The sequence below is a fragment of the Chitinophaga sp. SVR4-12A genome (assembly GCF_056754765.1).
In genome coordinates this window covers 6,436,386-6,457,769 of record NZ_JBPGWP010000001.1, presented here as the reverse complement: position 1 = coordinate 6,457,769, position 21,384 = coordinate 6,436,386, and the positions used below count along the sequence as shown (strand labels likewise).

The following is a 21,384-nucleotide window of genomic DNA, read 5'->3' as shown; positions in this document are numbered from 1 at the left end:
TAACTATTAATGATGAATGATGTAATCAGGGAGCCATGGATACCACGGTCTGGCGCTCTCCAGTGTAGGATTTTCTGCCATGCGCCACCAGCATATTATCCAGCACCACAAAATCTCCTTTCACCCAGGGACGGCTAACAGCGACACCATTGATGGTATTGATCACCGTACGGATCATCTCTTCACTGATCTTGGTACCATCGCCAAAACAGGCGTATAAAGGCAGTTCTTCTTCGTTAAAATCCGCCAGCAGCATGAGTGTTTCATATACGTCCTTCCTGAAATGGGAAGGATGGAACTGGTCTGCCTGGTTAAACCATACTTTTTCACCGGTGATGGGATGCAGGCGTGTAGCCGGCCGCGTATGCACCAGTTTGAGGCCGCCGTTATCTTTCCAGTGGTATTCTATTTCGATCTCATCGCAATGGCGCTCTACCACTTTACGATCGTCTGTTTCAAAAGTGTCCATCCAGGTAGGGCCGAGACCTTCGCCGGCATGCAGGTTCCGTACATAGCGGATCTTTTTGCTTTCAAACTCTTCCAGGATGGAAGGATCCATCACCTTTACGATCTCGCGGCTGTCTGCCAGCGGTGTTTCACCGCCCGTAGCAGCGGGGATGATGCTGCCGAAGAATAACCTGGAAGGCCATTTTACAGAGTAGGAAAGCTCGTTATGAAGGGTAATATCAAAAGCAGGATCATATTCGGTGGAGATATACACATGCCCTTTGAGGTTGCGGCGTGGATAGCTGCCATCCACATAGTTCCGGAATTTAGTGCCAATGGCGCCGGTTACGGATTCAAATTCCGGCACGGAATGAATGGCTACGCCCTGAACCAGGATGGCGCCTTTTTCCAGCAGTTTCTTTTCTATATAGGCTGTATTGCTTTTATACCAATCTATCATTACGGGAATAGGCGTATCCTGTTCAAAAGTGACGGTAAGCGGAAATTGCTGTTCATCTATCTGAACCACCGCTTCTTGCAACATGTTTTCTATCATAAAATCAGTTTTTATTGATGAATAATGAGCTTTACTTTACATGTTCTGCATGCTTTTCAGAAAGTCTTCCATTTCTGCGGCTGAGTCGCCGGAGGTTAAGAGCTCGATATCTGCCAGGCGTGCATCGGGTTCTGCGATCACGGTTTCCAGCAGATGAAGGAAGTTCTGGCCGATGCTTTCAATGGTGCTGTTTTCAAACAGGTCAGTATTATACTCTATCATTACGCGCACGCTTTCTCCCATGGTGAACTTAAAGGTGAGGTCTACCTTGCTGGTAAGATCGCCGGCCGCGTATTCCTGTATCACCAGTCCTTCCGGGGCCTGCTCCAGGGCGGGGCCCTCATCCGCCAGCTGCACCCACACATCTGTAAGCGGAGAACGGCTGCTGTCGTGCTCCTGGTCCAGCTGTTTCACCAGCTCGTCAAAGGGATATACCTGGTGCTCGAACCCTTCCAATACGGTTTGTTTCACCGCTGTAAGCAATTGTTTAAAAGAACCGTTCGTACTGAATTGTGTGCGCAGGGCCAGCATATTTACAAAGAGGCCCACCAGCGCTTCCGTATCCTTATGATGACGGCCGGCCACGGGAGAGCCGATCACCAGGTCTTCCTGCCCGGTGTAGCGGTTCAACAAGGCTTTTACAGCAGCCAGCAGCAGGATGAACAAGCTTACCGCTTCTTCTTTCGCCAGTGCCTGCAGGCTGGCAGACAGTGCGGGGTCGAGAGAAAAATCATATACGTTACCGTTGCTGGTCTTCACGGCAGGGCGCGGATGGTCTGTCGGGAAAAGCAGTACCGGCAGCTCTCCTGAGAATTTGCGGCCCCAGTATTGTTGATGCAGCTGCAGCTGTTCGCTATCCAGCTGTTTGTTCAGCCAGGCTGCATAGTCTTTGTATTGGATCCTCAGCGTAGGCAATGCAGCTGTAGCGCCTTTGCTGTAGGCTTCATACAGGCCGAAGATCTCTTTTACCAGTATACCTTCAGACCAGCCGTCGGAGATAATATGATGGGTATTGAAGAGGAACACAAATTCATTGGTGGAAAGCTGCAGCAGCTGCGCCATTATCAGGGGGCCATGTGCCAGATCAAAAGCAGTGGTCATAGCGGCTACGGCCAGCTCCTTTACCTTAGCATCCGCATCTTCTTCATGCCGAAGATCTGCCTGATGCAGCCGGAAGCCGATCGTATCATGCACCTGTTGCTTCAGCTCACCGTTCACACTGATGAAAGTGGTGCGCAGGCTCTCGTGACGCGCCACTACATCCTGCAGCGCTTTTTCGAGGATGGCGGCGTCTACCCTACCGTTGATCAGCAGCGCAGTAGGCATATTGTACAGGATCTGGCCTGTTTCAAACTGGTCCTGTATCCACAGGCGTTTTTGTGCATGTGTGGCATCATAGCAGGGCATCACCGGCACAACAGGAATGTCTTTATAAGCTGTATTTTCCGCGCCCGCAATAAAATCGGCCAGCTGGCCAATGCTGGGCCGCGAAAAAATATCGCTGATCTTTATCAGCACATTATATTGCTTATAGATCCTGGAGATGAGCATGATGGCTTTCAACGATGTGCCTCCGATCTTAAAGAAAGAAGCCTTGCGCCCTATCTTGTTCAGGCCCACGATCTCTTTCCACATGTCTTCCAGCGCACGTTCCATTTCATTGCTCACCGGTTCATAGTCATCGGCATCCAGCACCAACGCTTCCGGTTTGGGCAGCGCCCGTTTATCCACTTTGCCGTTCACCGTTAGCGGGAACGCTTTCATCTTCACAAAGTAGGCGGGGATCACGTTCTCATTCAGCTCGCCGGCTAATTGCGCACGCATCTCTCCGGGCTCCACACTTTCACCGATGTAATAACAGATCAGTTCATTTTGTTGCTCGTTGTTACGGTGCGCCAGCACAATGGCCTCCGTGACGCCCGCTATGGTCAGTACCGCTTCTTTTATTGCATTCAGCTCTACCCGGATGCCGCTTACCTTTACCTGTTCATCTGTCCTTCCCAGTATTTCAATGCTCCCATCCGGCCTGTATCTACCTATATCACCCGTCTTGTGCATCAGCTCCACTTTGTCTTTCACATGCGGATGTTGTACAAACACCTGGCGGGTCAATGCTTCGTCTTTATAATAGCCTTTGGTCATAAATGGCGTACGAATAAATACTTCCCCGGTCTTGCCTGGTTGGCACAGCATATCGCCGTTCATGACCAGGATAGCTGTATTGCTGATCGCTTTGCCTACATGCAATACCTGTGATGGGTCTTCCGGTATTTCGCTGATGCGGTGAAAGGTTTTCGCCAGCGTTGTTTCAGAGGTACCGTACATATTTACCAGCTCTACATGCCGGGCAGGAGTAGCATGCCATTGCTGCAGATCTTTTCCATACAAGGCTTCGCCTGCCATTAAAATATGCTTCAGCGTGGGAAGGCGAACCGCCGTGGGCGCTTCCTGGAGCAATGTTTTGGTCATCAGGCGTAACAGCGAGGGAACACAATGCACCAGGGTGAGCTGCGCATTTTCGATCCATTCCAGCAGGCGCAGCGCATTGGACCTTGTTTCCTGGGAAGGGATACAAAGCCTGGCTCCGGTGCTGAGTGGCAGCAGCATATCGCGCAGGGATGCATCAAAAGTGACCTGGGCCAGCTGGCTCACCCTGAAGGTCTCATCCACCTTAAACTCCTTCATTTCCCAGTGGATAAAATGACTGAGGCTATCGTGACAACCCAGGAATGCTTTGGCTTCCCCGGTAGAGCCGGAGGTATAGAATATATAGTTGCTATCTCCCGGTTCATTGATCAGCGCGGGGTTTTCATCGGTGAGCGACAGCATATTCAGTGGCATTTCTTTAAAAGCCTGCCGGTGGTACCAATATCCGGCACAAATGCCACTATCGCCCATTATTAACAGGTACTCCGGCTGAATACCCAGCTCCGTCACCAATGATTGTACGCTTGATTGCAGGGCTTTGCTGGTGATGATAATGCGGCTTTCTGTCTGTGTGAACATACGCAGCAGCTGCCTTTTGGGGAATACCAGGTCAACAGGCATGTAAACACCTCCCGACTTAAAGATCCCCAGCAATGAAGCGCTCAGCTGGATGCTGGCGGGCAGCACTACGCTTACCACACTGTCTGTTGTTACGCCTATATGACGTAAAAGGCCAGCCAGCCGGTTGCTCTGCCTGTTCAGCTCACGATAGGTGATCTGCCTTCCGTTCTCCTCCTCGATCGCTATCTGCGCCGGAAGGCGGGCTGCCTGTTGTTCAAATACGGTATGGATAATTCTTTTGTTCATGTTGTATAGTCTTTTGAGCGGTATGCGGTTAGTATTCATTACTGATGCTTTCACCTATCAGCGATGCCATCATATTCTCAGCAGCAGCTGGCTGCAGCTCACCGACAATGTCCCTTACAGGCCGGTTTGCTCCCTGGGCGGCAAGGCCTGCCAGCCGGATCAGCTCCTTTGCCATGCGATCCACCGTTGCTGCTTTAAAGAGGTCTGTATTATACTCTATCACCAGCGCTATGTTCTCTACCGATTCAGTGAACTTGAAAGAGAGGTCTACCTTGCTCAGATTATAGCCTGCATCATAAGGCTGTATGTGCAGCTGCCCGGTGTCTGCTGCATACAGCTGCTGGATCCAGGGGCTGTCACTATACTGTATCCATACATCGGCCAGCGGCAGGCGGCGTTCATCATGCGCCAGGTGCAATTCTTTTACCAGCAGGTCAAAGGGATACAGCTGGTGCTCGTATGCTCCCAATAAAGCTGCTTTCACTTTTTTCAACAGTTCACTGAAGCGTTCTTCCAGTTGCAGCGTTGTACGGATGGCCAGCAGATTTACGTATAGCCCTACCTGGTTGTCCAGGTCTTTATGCACCCTGCCTGCAATGGGAGATCCCACCACCAGGTCGTTCTGGCCGGAATAATGATACAGTAAGAGCTTGAGCACGGTGAGGAGCATCATATACATACTCACATCATTGGAGCGGGCTGCTTCGCGGATCATAGCAGTGAGGACTGTATCCATCTCGAAAACGGCTATGGCGCCACGGGTGCTCTTCACAGCAGGACGGGGAAAGTCAGTGGGCAGCTGTAACACCGGCAGCTCGCCTTCAAACTTGCCCAGCCAGTAGCGGCGGTGTGCCAGTATGGCTTCAGCAGATAAACGCTGCTCCAGCCAGGCGGCATAGTCTTTATACTGAACGGCCAACGCTGGCAGAACGGTTTCTTTACCGGATGTATATCCCTTGTAAAGATCCAGCAGCTCTTTCACCATCACCTGTATAGACCAGCCGTCTGAAATAATATGGTGCATGGTAACCAGGAGCACATGGGCTTTACCCGACAGCTGCAGCAGGGAGGCGCGCAGTAAGGGACCGGCGGCTAAATCAAAAGGAGCAGTTAACTTTTCCAGCGCAATTGCCTTCACGGCGGGATCAGCCGCTGCCTTATTCCCGGTATCCACTACTTCCAGGTTGAAAAGGCTATCTGCCGGCTCCTTTATTTTGCTCATCACTACACCGTCTACCATCATGAATACGGTGCGCAAGCTTTCATGCCTGGCGATCACCTGCCTGAAAGCCTTTTCCAGTGCAGGTACATCCAGCTCACCCTGCAGCAGGAAAGCGCCAGGAATATTATAAGCTGTTTTCTCTGCCTGGAACTGGTCCATGATCCAGAGCCGCTTTTGTGCATGCGTAAGCGGATAATAAGGCTGCGCATTTACGGGTAATATATCATCCGTTCCTTTCCGGCGGCCGGCGATCAGCGCAGTCAGCTGCGCAATGCTGGCGTTGGAAAAGATGTCGTTCACTTTTATCAGTACTGCATATTGCTTGTATATTTTGGAGATCAGCTGTATGGCCTTCAGTGAAGTGCCGCCGATCTTGAAGAAAGGCATATTGCGGCCGATACGGGTCATGCCAAGCAGCTCCTTCCACATTTCCTCCATCTCCTTTTCCAAAGGCCCTTCAGGCGCTTCATACGCGGCTTCATCCACCATCGCGCTTTCCGGTTTTGGCAATGCCTTTTTATCTATCTTCCCGTTCACCGTGAGTGGAAAGCGGTCCATTTTTATAAAGAAGGAAGGAATGAGGGAAGGGCTTAATTCTTCCTGCAAGGCCTGCCTGAGCATCTCTGCTTCCAGTTGCGGCGCAATGAAATAACAGAGCAGCTCATTCTCCATGCTGCTGCGTTGCTGCACCGTTACAACAGCATCCTGGACACCAGCAGTACCCAGCACTGTACGGGTAATTTCGTTTAAGCCCGCCCGTATGCCATTCACTTTCACCTGGTCATCTGTACGGCCCAGCACTTCCAGGTTACCGTCTGGCAGCAAGCGGCCCAGGTCCCCGGTGCGATGCAGCAGATCTTTAAAATCCACCAGCGGATTTTGCACAAACACTTCGTTGTTCAGCTGCTCGTTCTTATAATAACCCTTGGTCATAAAAGGCGTACGGATATACACCTCTCCTGTTTCTCCGGCGGCACAGGGTATGCCGTCATTGAGCACCAGCACAGCGGCATTGTCAATAGGCTGGCCTGCCGGGATCATTTGTGAAGAATCACTGCCAATATCACCTATACAGTAAAATGTTTTGGCCATCGTGGTTTCTGAGGTGCCGTACAGGTTGATGATGGTTGTATGGGAACCTGCCAATTCTCTCCAACGTTGAATATCTTTTACATACAGCGGTTCCCCGGCCATCAGCACATATTGCAGACAGGGAACGCGATTGCCTGCACTGCCCTGTTCCAACTCTTTGGTGATGAGCCGGAACAGGGATGGTACACAGTGCACCAGGTTGATACCTGCATTGGCGATCCAATCGACCAACTGTACCATATTACTTTTAGTAGCGGCCGCAGGGATATACAGCGTAGCGCCATAACTCAGCGGCAGGAAAATATCCCGCAGGGAAGCATCAAAGGTGAACTGCGAGAGCTGGCTTACGCGGAAGCTTTCATCAACGTTCAGGGTTTTTCCTTCCCAGTGAATAAAATGACTCAGGCTTTTATGACAGCCGAGGAAAGCTTTCGCTTCACCGGTAGAGCCGGAGGTATAGAAAATATAGTTGCCGTCCTCAGGCTCATTGATCAGTTTCGGGTTGTCTGCAGACAATACCGTATCGTCTAGCTGAACGGTTGTCCATGCGCCATTGACATGCTTATACAGCGACAGGCTGTTCGCTTCTCCCAGTACCAATACCGCAGGCAGCTGCATGCCCAGGGCTGACAATGTCTCCAGCACGGCTTCTTTCACCGTGATACTGGTGATCAGTATTTCCGGCACGCTGTGGGAGAACATCCCGGCCAGGCGTTTACGGGGAAATGTTGGATCTACCGGCAGATAAATCCCGCCAGCCTTAAAAATGGCCAACAAGGCGGTTACCAGGTGTATGCTGCCAGGCATCATGGCGGCGGCAATGCTGTCCCTGCCCAGTCCCCTGCTTCTCAGCAAATGAGCGATCCGGTTAGCGGATGTATTCAGTGCGCCATAGCTGATACTTTTATGCTCCTCACAGATGGCGGTCTTCTCTGGCAGCCTGGCTGCTACCTGCTCAAATACGGTATGGATGATCTTTTTATTCATGGGAATTCAGGTTTAGAAATCTTCGCTTAAAACAGTGGTGGCATGATCTATCTGTGTCCTGTCGCCGTTCATGAGCTGTTTTTTCATGGCCATGGGCGTGATCGCTGTATTGCTGATAACAATCTTCAGCAGCTGTTCCAGCTCTTCCGTCATTATTGTAATGGTAGCCGGTAAAAAGAGATCTTTATTATAGATGATGGAGAGCTCCAGCTCCTCACCTGCTGCAGCAAATAAGAAGGTGATATCATATTTGCTGTTGTTATCATCCGACTCAATATCGCGCAGGGTAAGGCCCGCGTAATTCTCGCCCATGGCATGCGCCAGCGGAAAGTGCTGGTATTGCACCATGATATCGAACAGTGGCGGCCTGCCTGTATTGGTGTCCAGTCGCAGATCTTCCACGATCTGGTTAAATGGGTACACGCCGTGTTCATATGCGGCGATAAAATAACTGCCTAAGGTGCGCAGCACGGTCTTAAAGGACTGGTGAATATTCAAACGGCTTCTGAAGGGGATCATGTTGGTATAAAACCCGATCTGGTTTTCCAGCTGTGTATGATCCCTTCCGCCCAGGGGAATGCCTATTACCATATCCTTGTCACCGGTACGTTTATACAGCAGGAGATTAATAAGGGTCAGCAACACGGCAAACACCGTTACGTCATTTTCTTTTGCGAGTTGCTGGATCCCGGCGCTCAATACGGCATTAAGCCGTATTGTTCTGACAGCGCCGTTATAGGTTTGAATAGCGGGACGGGGAAAATCGGTGGGCAGCTGCAGCACTGGGATGTTGCCATCGAACTGTTGCAGCCAGTATTGTTTGTGCTGGCGGAATGCTTCACCGGTGGCGTGCTTGTTCCTCCAGGCTGTATAGTCTTTATAATGAATGCTGAGCGGCGTTAATGGATCGGGCGCGCCCTGGACATTGGCTGCATACAGCGGGAACAGGTCTTTGATCAACACATCCAGCGACCAGCCATCTGATATAATGTGGTGCATGGTGAAGAACACTTTACAATGCAGATCGTCCAGCTGCAGCAGGGTAACACGCATCAGCGGGCCTTTCTCAAGGTCGAAGGACCAGGCGGATAATTCATCCGCCAGCATGGCTACCTGCTGCTGCGGTACCTCATCCTCTCTTACATCCAGGTACTCCACGGCGAAATCGAAGGTATCTGCCGCATGCACCAGCTGCCTGGGACTACCATCTGTATCGCGCATAAATGTGGTACGCAGTATTTCATGACGGGCTACCAGCTGGCTGAATGCTTTCCGGAAAGCAGCAATGTCCAGCGGCCCTTCCAGTATAGCCGATCCTGTTATATTGAAAGCGGTTTGGCCCGTCTCAAATTCATTCATCATCCATAACCTGCGTTGGGCCTGGCTTACTTCATAGTGTGGCTGTTCCGGCACCGCTAAGATCTCTTCTCTGCCCTTACGCCCTGCACCGTTTACAAAGGCGGCCTGGTCTTGTATGGTCTGGTATTTAAAGATCTCCGAGAGGGCCATATTGACATTAAACACCTCCTGGACCCGCGTGATCAGCCGCACGGCTTTCAGTGAATGGCCGCCGGATTCAAAAAAGCGCTTGCGGGTTCCTGCGTTGTTCTTTCCTAACACTTCCTGCCAGATCTGCAACAGTTTTGCTTCCGTATCATTGGCTGGAACCTGCTGTTCTTCCTGTTGTTGCAGTGCGTTCATGTCTGGCTCAGGCAATGCTTTCCGGTCGCGCTTTCCATTGGCGGTCATCGGCATTTTATCCAGCTGCATAAAAACAGCAGGCATCATATAAGCGGGCAGCACAGTGCTCATGTATTGCCGTAAGGCAGCGACATCAATGTTGTCTGTAACTGTGAAATAAGCGGCTAAAAAACGTTCCTTTGCGGCATCTTCCTTCACGACCACCAGGGCTTCTGCAATGCCTTCATATTGCAGCATAGTGGTCTCTATTTCTCCCAGCTCTATACGGAAGCCACGCACTTTTACCTGGTTATCGGTCCTGCCTTTGTGCTCCAGCATTCCACTGGCATGCCAGCGGGCAAGGTCGCCGGTTCTGTACAGGCGTTCTCCCGGTGTAAAAGGATTGTCAATGAAACGTTCTGCAGTCAGTGCTTCCTTATTCAGGTAACCGGCCGCCAGGCCTGCACCCGCCAGGTACATTTCGCCGGTTACACCAATGGGCACCGGATTCATCGAAGGATCCAGTATATATACCTGCGTATTGGTGATGGGGCGGCCTATCAGCATGCAGCTGTCGGCTGCATCCAGGCGGTACACGGTGCTGTATACGGTATCTTCCGTGGGGCCGTAGAGGTTAAACACCATGATACGTTCATAATCCAGCAGCGCTTTGAGATAAAAGGGGAAGGGCTCTCCGCATACATTCATCACATTCACGTTGGTGAAATCGGTGTTCTCCCTTACCATCACTTCCAGCACAGCCGGCACTACACTGAGCAGGATGTTTTTATCACGCGGCAGGTGCTGCTTTATTTCCAGCGCATTCTCCATGACGCGAATGGCTTTACCTGCACAGAGCGAATAGAATATTTCAAAAACGGAGATATCAAAACAATAAGAAGTAGCGGCATACACCAGGTCAACATCCCAGGGCGATAACGCTGTTTTACACCAGCTCACAAATGCCGTTACATTGCGGTGCCTTAATTTCACGCCCTTGGGCGCGCCGGTAGAGCCGGAGGTATAGATCACATACATTAAGTCATCAGGGCTGTTCACCACAGGTAGATTAGCGGTAGAGCATCCGGCCAGCTGGGTAGCATCATCCAGCAGGATCGCGGTAATATCTGCTCCCAGTAAGGAACGGTACTGCATGGTGGTGAGCACCACTTTCACGCCGCTGTCCTGCAACATGTATTGGATACGGCTTTCAGGATAAGCAGGATCCAGCGGTACATAGGCGGCGCCCGCTTTTAAGATGCCCAGCATGGCAGCAGGCAACAGCACATTTCTTTCCATCATCAATCCTACCAGGTGACCGGGCGCTATATTGTAGCGCGTACGTAGCAGGGAGGCTACCCCATTGGCCATCGCATTCAGGGCCGCATAGGTCAGCCGTTCAGTACCGGCGATCACTGCCAGCTGGTCAGGAGCAGTGGCCACCTGTGCTTCAAACAGCTCAGGAATGGTCTTATTTGCAGGATATTCACCCTGGGTATCGTTGAAGCTTATAAGTACCTGTTCTTTTTCTTCAGCGCTGAGTATGTTCAGGGCAGTTACGCGTTGGTTGCTGTCTTGTATGATGCTTTTCAGTATTTCTTCATAGCAACTGCAATAGCGTTCAACGGTAGCGGCATCAAACAGATCGGCATTATAGTCGCAAACCATGGACAAGCCGCCGTTCATCTCTGTTATATCGAAGCTCAGATCATAGGCGGCGGCCTGTTTGTGCACGGGTATAAAGCTGGATACTACACCCTGCATAACCGGTTCCTGCACCTTAGGATTGAAGTTGAAGAGCACTTCAATCACGGGAGAGCGGCTCAGGTCGCGGGCGGCATTCAGGTGCTCCAGTAAACGGGAGAAAGGATAATCCTGGTGCTTGTATGCTGCTAATAATGTTTGACGAATATTGGCCAGCTGCGACGTGAAAGTAGTAGCAGTTTCGATACAGCTCCTGACAGGCAGCAGGTTCAGACAAGGTCCGATGATGTAATCATTAAATGGACGTCCTCCAACCGGTATACCGATCACGATATCCTGCTGCATGGTGAGCCGGTGCAGCAATACACTGCAAGCAGCCAGCATGGTCATGACGGGCGTACATCCGTGGCTTCTTCCTATCTGCTTCAGTGCGTTCCAGTTTTGTTCCGGCACAAAGCGGGTAAGGGTTCCGCCACGATAGGTTTTCAGGGAAGGCCGGTTCCTGTCTGTCGGCAGTTCCATCGCCGGCTGCCCGTTCTCAAAGGCCTTCACCCAATACGTTTCCTGTTCTGTCATTTCAGGACGCTGCGCAAATGCGTCAAACAATTCCAGGTGCTCCCTGAACTGCATTGGCTGGGGCAATGCGGCGGCGTTGTTATTGCATATGGAGGTGTACAGCGTGGCTATCTCCTGCAGGATCAGGCTGAGGGACCAGCCATCTGCAATGATATGATGCAGGTTGATGATGATCTCAAATGAAGCGCGTTCAAGCTGCAATACATATACTCTTAGCAGCGGGCCGGTATGCAGATCAAAAGGTTGTAAACACTCCTCCTCTTTCCATGCTTTCACTGCTTCTGCTTGTCCGGCAGCAAGGGGAATCTCTGTAAAATCCACCCATTGCGGTGTGAGCGTTAATGAAGGCAGGATCTCCTGCATTGCGCCATCTTTGCTGATGATCGTCCTTAATGCTTCATGCCTGTTCACTACTTCCTGTACGGCACGGTCCAGCGCGGCTGCCTGCAGGTTGCCTTTTACCTGTAGAGCGGCAGAAATATGATAAGCTGCGGCGCCTAATGCATCCATCTGCGATAATGCCCATAACTGCTGCTGTGTACCTGTAAGGGGGAAGACCAGCGGCTGAGAACCTGCTTTCCGCGGCAGGAATTCGCCTTCCTGCATATCGCGGATACTGCTTTTCACCGCTTGTATAATAAAGTCGATATCTGCAGCTGTGTGTGCGGCAGAAAGGAAACAGGTGCGCCCTTCCCAGGTGTACACGCCTTTCTCAGCCAGGTGGTAGAAGAAGAGGTCCATGTTACCGGTGAAAGAGAAATAGAACAGCGAACCGAAATGACCTACTTTGATAGGCGCTTCATTGGCAATAAAGAAACTGTTCAGTTCCTGCACCAGTGCCGTGGTACGCCTGTTCAGCGTATCATACAAAGCCATGCCTTGTTTCCTGATCTCTTTGAGCAGTGCACGTGCGGCGGCTAAGGTTAAAGGATGTTTACAGAAAGTACCTGCAAAGAAAGTGGTGGCTACGGGAGGATAAGAATCATCACCATACTGCCACATGCCGCCATCCAGGCTATCCATAAAGGCGGCCTTACCCGCCACAACACCGATCGGCATACCGCCGCCTGCAATTTTACCGTAAGTGGCCAGGTCTGCTTTCACGCCAAACCATGCCTGTGCACCTCCGGGGTGTATGCGGAAGCCGGTGATCATTTCATCAAAGATGAGCGCGATGCCATGTTGTGAGGTGATCTCCCGCAGCTGTTTCAGGAAAGCGCCGGGTTGCAGATCCGGGTTACGGCTTTGTACCGGTTCAACCAATACGGCTGCCAGTGATCCGCCCATCTGTTGAATATGCGCCAGCGACGTGTCGTTTCCATACTCCAACACTATCAGGTCGTCCACCATATGTTGCAGCACGCCGGGTGCTGCGCTGATAGCAGGAGCTACTGCCAGCGGGTCTTCTGTTGCGCCCAGTGTTCCATCAAAATGTCCGTGATAGGAACCTTTAAATATGACTACTTTATCGCGGCCGGTAACGGTCCTGGCCAAACGTAATGCCGTCATCACCGCTTCCGTTCCTGAATTATGAAAACTGGCTCTTTCCGCGCCGGTCAGCTCTGTTACCAGCTGCGCTGCTTCTCCTGCCAGCGCCGTTTGCGGTCCCAGTTGCATGCCCTGCTGCAATTGAGCAGCAATAGCAGCGGTAATGAATGCTGGCCGGTGGCCGAACAGGTTTACACCAAATCCCATGGCGATGTCCACATACTCATTCCCGTCTATATCCCACAGTTTGCAACCTTCAGACGACTGGCCGATGATCGGGTATAACATTTCTTTCGTAGAAAAGCGGAAGCCTGCAGAAGCCCTGTTATCTGCCAATACGGGCCGGTAGCGCTGCGCAATAGCTTTGGAGCCGGGTGTTTTCTTATTATAGCGGCTGATCAGGGCATCCAGGTGCGCCTGCTGACGTGGGCTCAAACTGTTTACCTGGCTTTTGTTGGTTTCCCTCTTCGGGAAGATCGATACCGCCGGTTTAGCGGCGGCTGTTACTGTAGGCTGAACAGGGACAGCCGCTGGCTTAGTGGCAGCAGGAGCAGCTGCAACAGGAGCCGGAGCAGCTTGCAAAGTGCTTAGCTGCTGCTGCATCAGTTCCAGTTGCCTGAGGATGACCTGCTGTACATCCGGACGGGCAGTTGTATCTCCGTTGTTCGCAGGCATAGGCGCCTGATGGCTATTCAACTCAACCGGGTGGCCATTCAGTGCCGCACTAACTGCGGGAGCTACAGGCAACTGCTGATCTATATAAGCAGCCATCCGCTCCAAGGTATTGATCTCTTCAAACAGCTGGTTGATAGTAAAACGCAGCTTGTATTGCTTTTCAATTTTATGCACGATCTCCGCCATTAACAGGGAGTCGGCACCCATTTCTATAAAAGGTTGTTGTATGTTCAGGCTGCCGGGTTGCTCATGCAGTGCAGTGGCTACCAGCGATTTGAGATGATCGAGTATTTCCTGTTTCCTGTTGGTTGCAGGCTGGATTACAGGATGAGCAGAACCGTTGGTAGCGGGAGTTTCCATTGGTGCATTCGTTTTTTCTATCCAATATGTTTTTGACTGGAAGGGATAAGTGGGAAGATCTACCGGTGTACGGGAAGTATGATGCACGGCTTTCCAGTTAATGGCAGCACCATGCACATAAGCCTTGCCCAGGGCCTGCAACAAGGGTACAATAGTTTTCTCCCTGGGGCTTGCGGCAGACAGCATTAAAGCGTCCGTATCGGCAAAACCTTTGCATATAGCCAGCAGCTGAGGCGCCGGACCGGTTTCCAGCCACATGCCACAATCTTCCTGTTCCAGGCGTTTCACGCCTTTCTCAAATAATACAGTCTGAAGGATATGCTGCGTCCAGTAAGCAGGTGTTGCCAGGGTATCGTCCTCTACTTCACCGCTAAGGGTAGAAATGAAAGTAAGCTGTGGGCGATGGTATGTGATCCCTGCAGCGGCTTCGGCAAAAGCAGCGATCACCGGCTGCATCAAAGGAGAGTGAAAAGCGTGCGACACATTCAGCAGCTGGGTCTTAATACCCGTTTCGCTGAACTGTTCGCGCAACTGTGCGATCACTGCCGTACTACCCGCCACTACGCACAGCGCAGGTGCATTCACCGCGGCGATGCCTGCTGCTGCAGAAAAAGGAGCTACATAAGTACTAACCGTTGCAGCGGGTGCAAAGACCGTCATCATTTGTCCGTTGGCAGGCAGCTCCTGCATCAGCTTTGCACGCAGCGCCAGCAGCTTCAATCCATCTTCGAGGCTGAAGACACCGGCAATACAAGCGGCAGCATATTCTCCTACACTATGGCCCATCAGCACCTGCGGTGTGATGCCAAATGATTGCCAGAGCCTGGCCATGGCATATTCCACTGCAAAGATGGCCGGCTGTGTATACAGGGTCTGATCCAGCAGCGCCTTGCCTTTTTCCGGAGAGAAGAGCACGTCCAGCAGCGGCACTTCCAACTGTGCACGCAGCAGTGTATCACAGGCATCTATGCTTTCTTTGAAAACCGGGTAGGCATGGTATAATGCTTTCCCCATCTCCACATACTGCGACCCTTGCCCGGTGAACAGGAAAGCCGTTTTCTGTTGTTGATGGATATGAACAGCTGCATTGCCTGCGTTCAATTCACGTATGGCATTCGCCTTTGTATCTGCAGTGATAGCTAAACGATAAGGAAAATGTGAACGATGCACAGCAGCGGTATAGCATACTGCCTCCAGTGAATGCGAAGTATGTTGTAAAAATTGTTCGTATTGGTGGGCCAGCTCTCTCAATGCTTCCGGCGTTTTCGCGGAAAGCAATAACAGCTGGTGGCCTTTTTGTGCAGGAGGATTTGCTGTCATCTCCGGTGCAGCTTCCAATACCACATGACTGTTAGTACCGCCAAAACCGAATGAGCTTACGCCTGCCAACCTTTTTTTACCCTCCGGCATTGTCCATGCCGTACGTTCCAGCGGAATGCGCACCGGCGATCCATCCAGCAGGATCTTTGGGTTCAGGGATTGGAAATGCAGGAGAGGCGGAATTTCTCCATGCTGCAGCATCAACACGGTCTTTATCAGCCCGGCAATACCAGCTGCTGCTTCCAGGTGGCCTATATTGGTCTTTACAGCGCCCACCCACAATGGCGCTTCGCTACGCCCTGCTGTCAGCACGGTTTTCAGGGCGTTCATCTCTATCGGGTCGCCCAATGAGGTGCCGGTGCCATGTGCTTCCACATAGCTGATCTCCCCAGGCTGCACATCAGCATCCTGCAAGGCTTTGCGGATCACCGCCTGTTGCGCCATACCATTAGGCGCCGTAAGCCCGTTGCTGCGCCCATCCTGGTTCACCGCAGCGCCTCTAATTACAGCCAAGATGTTATCGCCTGCTGCAACAGCGTCTGACAGGCGTTTTAATATAACCACACCACAGCCCTCTCCCCTTACATAACCATCTGCTTTTTCATCGAAGGTTTTGCATTTTCCATCTGCCGCCAGCATATTGGCTGCGCTAAATACAGTGTGCAATTCAGGTCCCAATATCAAATTCACCCCACCAGCAATGGCGAGCTGACAATCATTCCTTCTCAGGCTGTTACAGGCTTCATACACTGCTACCAGCGAAGAAGAGCAGGCGGTATCGATGGCCATACTCGGCCCTTTGAGATCCAGGAAATAAGACAGGCGGTTAGCCGCAATAGAGAATGCACTACCCGTACCTGTATAAGCGCCCAGCGAGCCCGGATTGCCAAATTGCATACGTGCATAATCGTTACTACTCAGTCCAACGAATACGCCTGCTGCTGCACCGGAGAGATCATGGTCTGTTATACCTGCCTGCTCCAGGGCTTCCCAGCATACCTCCAGCAACAGGCGTTGCTGGGGATCCATATACACGGCTTCTTTAGATGAGATGCCAAAGAAAGCTGCATCAAATGTCCTTACTTCATCCAGGTAACCTGCCCAGGTGTTTGCATCGGGTTCAACGGGGGCCCACCATTCCTTCCTGTTGGCGGGTAATGGCGTGATAGCAGACTGCCCGTTCTGCAACAGCTTCCAATAAGCAGCAATTCCCTTTGCGCCGGGAAAGCGGCAGCCCATACCGATGACCGCAATGGGCTCATGCTGTATATTTATTTGTGTAAGTTTTTCTTCCTTAACAGGCATTGTGTCATTTGCCAGGAAAACAGACAGCGCCTGTATATTGGCAAAGTCCCAGGCAACGGTGGCATCGATCTTTCGCTGCAAAAGTTTTTCCAGCTGCTCTGCCAGCGCTACCGCCATCATGGAACTAAGCCCCATCTCTGCAAAGGAGCGTTGAGGATCGATACTTTCCGGCTGTAACTGCAACTGGGCAGCCAGGTAAGCGCGCAACCACTGTTCAATCGCTGCTGCGGAATATACTTGCGGCTGTGCCACGGCAGGCAACAAACTTTGCATCTTTTCACGATGAATGTTTTCCAGTCCTGCCACCAGCTCATCATACTGGCCGTCTTTGAAATGCTCCGCCAGCTGAAACCTTTTTAGTTTCCCGCTGGTGGTTTTTGGAATATTTTTTACCGGCACCACATAACGGGGCTGAATGCCCAGGTGCGTAGCGATCAGGGCTTTCAGGGATTGCGACAGCTCATAGAAATCTTCCAGGGATTTGCGGTACAGCACAAACAACACTAAGGCATCTGTCTGTGTTTCAGCATCCGGCACACCGCAGGCCACTATCTTACCGGTATCTATTTCATCGATCGCTTCTGCGATACGTTCCACATCGTGCGCATAAAAATTCAGTCCGCCGGAAAAGATCACATCTTTTGCGCGGCCCGTCACATATAGATGTCCGTTCAGCACAAAGCCCAGGTCCTGCGTGTTTAGCCAGCCGCTCTTCAATACCTGCTTTGTGGCGGCTTCATTATTATAATACCCGCTGGTAACCCCACCGCCTTTGATATGCACATAACCGATCACGCCTTCCTGCAGTTCAGCGCCTTTTTCATTGGCAATGCGAACGCAGCAATGGCTCACAGGCTTCCCGAGATCCGCAAACTCCACATGCTCTGCAGAAGCATCTACCAACACATGTTGTCCGGCGCCCAGGCATTTCCTCGACACACGAACACCCGACGCCGGTTGACCAGGCACGGGAAATGTAACCGCCAGGGTAGCTTCTGCCAGACCATATACGGTGTACATGGTTTCCTGTTTCAGTCCGTAAGGCGCCATCGCCGCCAGGAATTCGCGGCACAGCTCCATGGAAATGGGCTCTGCGCCATTCATGATCAGGCGTACGGTAGAAAGATCGATTCCTTCCACGCGGTTGCCGTTCAGCTGGCGCAATAAATGCTTATAACCAAAATTGGGAGAAGAGCTGACGGTGGCCTTGTAGGCAGACAGGCTCTGCAACCAGCGGGCCGGGTTGCGCACAAAAAGATCCACCGGCATAATACACTGCCGCATGTTCCCTATTAATGGCGTCAGGTGAAAACCGATCAATCCCATGTCATGGGTGAGTGGCATCCAGCTGAGGGTCGTGTCATTCTCAGATAAGGAAGCCGCTTCGATGATGGCCATCACATTGGTGAGCAGGTTGCGATGTGTGAGCACAACGCCTTTGGGCGAGCCGGTAGAACCGGAAGAAAACTGTATAAAGGCAATATCATCCAATGCAGGTTGATGCGGCTCACCGGCCGGGTGATCACAGGAGATGTTCTCGCTGATGAATACACGGTCAGATCCCGTGATCTTTTCTACCATCAGCTCGGGATCATCCTCCGCACGTTGAAAACCGGAGAAGGCCTGGCGGCAGGCCACCAGGAACGGATGGGAAAGTATATCCCATATGCGGCACAGCTTACGGCTGCTCTCTGCATTGTTTGCTACCGCCATCGGCACCGGTATCATACCGCCCATGATGGCGGCCCAGTATAATACCAGGAAGGTTTCATTATCGGCTACCGACAATACCATTTCATCTCCCCTTCGCATGCCCTGTTGCTGTAGGTATCCCAGGCAGGATAATGCGCGGGTGTATAACAAACCGTAGGAAACAAAGGAGGATTCATTACCTTTTATAAAAGTAATACCCTTGTCCCCCTCGTGCTTATGTGCGGCAAGCGCTTCCATAAGCGATGATGGAACCATTAATTTTTCCATAATTATGTGGTTAGGTTATCATGTGCAGCCTAACATGTTGCAACGTCATTTGTGAACACGTTACAGGCTATACGAGGATGATGCTACTCCAATCTGTAGTATTTCCCTTTTGATGGCCCAGCAGCGTAAGACCAATGCCTGGCAGGCCTTCCAGGATGTCTGCTTCCTTGTGCCAGAATTTTCCTTCCTTCATTTCGTCCCTAACAAGTGTGATAGTGTTGGCAATCCAGTAATTATATCCTTTCAATAGGTCTTCATGTTGAATTACTTCGTACAGCTTCCTGTACAGGACGGCCGTTCCGGCTGCGCCCCTGGCTAAAGTAGCGTTGCCTATCTCCGTGTGTTCCGCTGTAGTTCTCAGCAATGAGTTCAGGGCGATGATCTCTCCTACTGAGCGGTAATGTTCGTTGCCACAAAGAAGGCCGGCCCTGCAAAGCAGTAAGGCGTGACCGAGATCGCTGTTACTCCAGTCCAGGCTATTACCGTAGAACGCTACCATTTGGTGGTTATCGATCCGGTAAGGGAAAAAAGAACATTTATTTTCGTACTGATCTACCTGCTGTCTTAGTCTTATCAACCTGGCTGCCGCTTCGCTGAGAAAACCAGTAATGCACTCATTCTCAAAGCCTGCTGCCAGATCTGCCATCACCGTGAGCACGCCGCAGATGCCTTGCGCCAGTCCCATATCCGTCTGCAGCGGCTCGTCAGGCAGAAAAAAAAGGTCGTGGTCATGCATGAACAGCAACTGCCTTTTCACCGAGCATCCATATGTTTCCAGTAGTTGCCGTCGCTGTTCAAAGCCGGGTGGCAGCGCCAGGAGGTATTTCATCACACCTGCCCAACCTGTTAAATAACCCAGCTTACTGGTAATACCTTCAAAGAACGGGCTGGCTGCCAGCCGTTGGTTCCACTTGTCAAATCCAGCCGCCAGTACTGGCTGTAGCGCTGCTTCGGGTGCAGGATCGCTCATGATATGCGCCAGGCAGTTGAAGTGGAATGGGTAACGGCCTAGCTCCTGCGCGGGTTTTGTAATGTTTTCCAGGCCCTTGATAATATCGTGCAGGCAGTGGTCCCGTCTGAGCGCGTGTGCGGTATCTCCTGAGGATCTGAATAAATAATGATAGAACAATGCGTAGCCAACATCCGGCAACCCAAATCCTGATTCCTGTTGAAACTGTTTATCAATAGCCGTTACTACTTTTTCAAGCATATAGGTTTCCGGATCGTTGGGTCTTATCATCTTTATTCAAATATTAATGCTGGAGGACAATATCTGCTAACCACCTACGTTAAAGCCTGTCATCGTTGTTGGAAGCGTTGTAGGCAGCGTATTACAGGTCGGGAATTTTTTGCCTGTTCCGGCTTTATTTACTATTTTTAAGACGATTCTTTTATTCAGTGATAACCTGCCTGTAGTTTCAAGATCTTTTTTCATAAGACACAATTTTTTATTGGTGGGTGGTTCAAATCATATCTTGTTAATTCATAACAGTCCAAATATCGATAGCCTATGAAAGACCAAAAAATTAATTGTACCAAATCCGGCGATAATTACACAAAATTGCCGTTTGCCAAGTAAAACACAGACGCCTCGAATATGTTCAAAACTGCTTTAGCTAGCCCCATGGCGATCAGCAAAAAGAATCTATCTGACCTGGGAGCGCATGTACTGGTATGGATCCTATATTTCTTCTACGAGAACGGTATGCTGATGATCATTGCGCCGGCGGAAGTATCGCTCACATCCACACTGATCCTTTTCCTTCTCAATGCATTCGTCTTTTACGTAAACACCTATATCATCTTACCTAATACACTGGGAAAGAACAAACGGTGGCAGCTGGTGTTGCAAACCCTGCTGCTGGCAGTGGCTTATTTAGGCCTGAATTATGGCATCACCAGGTCGCTGGCGTTTTACAAGATCCACTCCATCTACAGTACAGATCCGCTTGAAGTCTTTGTCCTGCTCAGGGTCTTCCGCTTCCTCTATTTCATCTCCCTGAGCTATGCCTATTATTTGGCGGTCAACACTATCAGGACTGAACGAAGGTTGCGCAAACTGGATGAGATCCGGATAGAAGAGACCAAAAAGAAAGCCCACCTGGAAAAAGAGATCCTGAATACAGAGCTGAACTACCTCCGCTACCAGATCCATCCTCATTTCCTTTTCAATACACTTAGCTTTATCTACACACAGGTAAGAGAGCATTCCCAGGAGGCAGGCAAAAGCGTAATGCTCCTCTCCGACATCATGCGTTACGCACTCGATAACCACGATGAAGAAGGAAAGGTGAAGATAGAAAATGAGATCCGGCATATTCTCAATCTCATAGAAATACACCAACTTCGTTTCAACAACGAATTATTCGTTGATGTAAACATTTGTGACAACATAGAATACAAGTACAGAAGAATAGCGCCACTTTTATTGATCACCTTCGTGGAGAACGCTTTCAAGTACGGCGACCTCCAAGACCCGGAACATCCTTTAAAGATCCATATCTGCATGAACGATGGCCATTTTAAATTCTTCATACAAAATAAAAAAAAGCACACGCAACCGCTGATAGACTCAAGAGGCATTGGTTTAAGCAATATTAAAAAAAGATTAAGTTTAACCTACAACAGCGACCAATACCAACTAGATATTGAGGATGTTAGTACTTTATACACCGTTACCCTGAACCTAAATCTCTGA

The 21,384-nt window shown here is 50.8% G+C and carries 7 protein-coding genes; 1 reads left to right on the top strand and 6 read right to left on the bottom strand.

The annotated features are described in order from the left end of the window. Nucleotides 1-25: 25 nt before the first annotated feature. From ACR9Y8_RS25955 to ACR9Y8_RS25930, 6 genes are all read right to left on the bottom strand, one after another. Nucleotides 26-1,003, bottom strand: coding sequence for a TauD/TfdA family dioxygenase (locus ACR9Y8_RS25955; RefSeq protein WP_481216169.1), 978 nt, complete (start codon nt 1,001-1,003; stop codon nt 26-28). Nucleotides 1,004-1,039: 36 nt separating this feature from the next. Next, on the bottom strand, nt 1,040-4,297 hold the full coding sequence (locus ACR9Y8_RS25950) for an amino acid adenylation domain-containing protein (RefSeq protein ID WP_481216168.1): 3,258 nt from the start codon (nt 4,295-4,297) through the stop codon (nt 1,040-1,042). Between the two features lie 28 nt (nt 4,298-4,325). Next, on the bottom strand, nt 4,326-7,598 hold the full coding sequence (locus ACR9Y8_RS25945; protein ID WP_481216167.1) for a condensation domain-containing protein: 3,273 nt from the start codon (nt 7,596-7,598) through the stop codon (nt 4,326-4,328). A gap of 12 nt (nt 7,599-7,610) precedes the next feature. Next, on the bottom strand, nt 7,611-18,686 hold the full coding sequence (locus ACR9Y8_RS25940) for an amino acid adenylation domain-containing protein (RefSeq protein ID WP_481216166.1): 11,076 nt from the start codon (nt 18,684-18,686) through the stop codon (nt 7,611-7,613). A gap of 67 nt (nt 18,687-18,753) precedes the next feature. Then, nucleotides 18,754-19,926 (bottom strand): lanthionine synthetase LanC family protein, encoded by a 1,173-nt coding sequence (locus ACR9Y8_RS25935; RefSeq protein WP_481216165.1) that lies wholly within the window; start codon nt 19,924-19,926, stop codon nt 18,754-18,756. Between the two features lie 36 nt (nt 19,927-19,962). Beyond that, nucleotides 19,963-20,121 carry a hypothetical protein gene (locus tag ACR9Y8_RS25930; RefSeq protein WP_481216164.1) on the bottom strand — a complete coding sequence of 53 codons (159 nt, stop codon included), beginning with the start codon at nt 20,119-20,121 and terminating at the stop codon, nt 19,963-19,965. 189 nt (nt 20,122-20,310) lie between these two features. Here ACR9Y8_RS25930 and ACR9Y8_RS25925 point away from each other — a divergent pair, with 189 nt between their 5' ends. Next, a complete protein-coding gene (locus ACR9Y8_RS25925) occupies nt 20,311-21,384 on the top strand; it encodes a sensor histidine kinase (RefSeq protein ID WP_481216163.1) in 1,074 nt (357 codons plus the stop codon).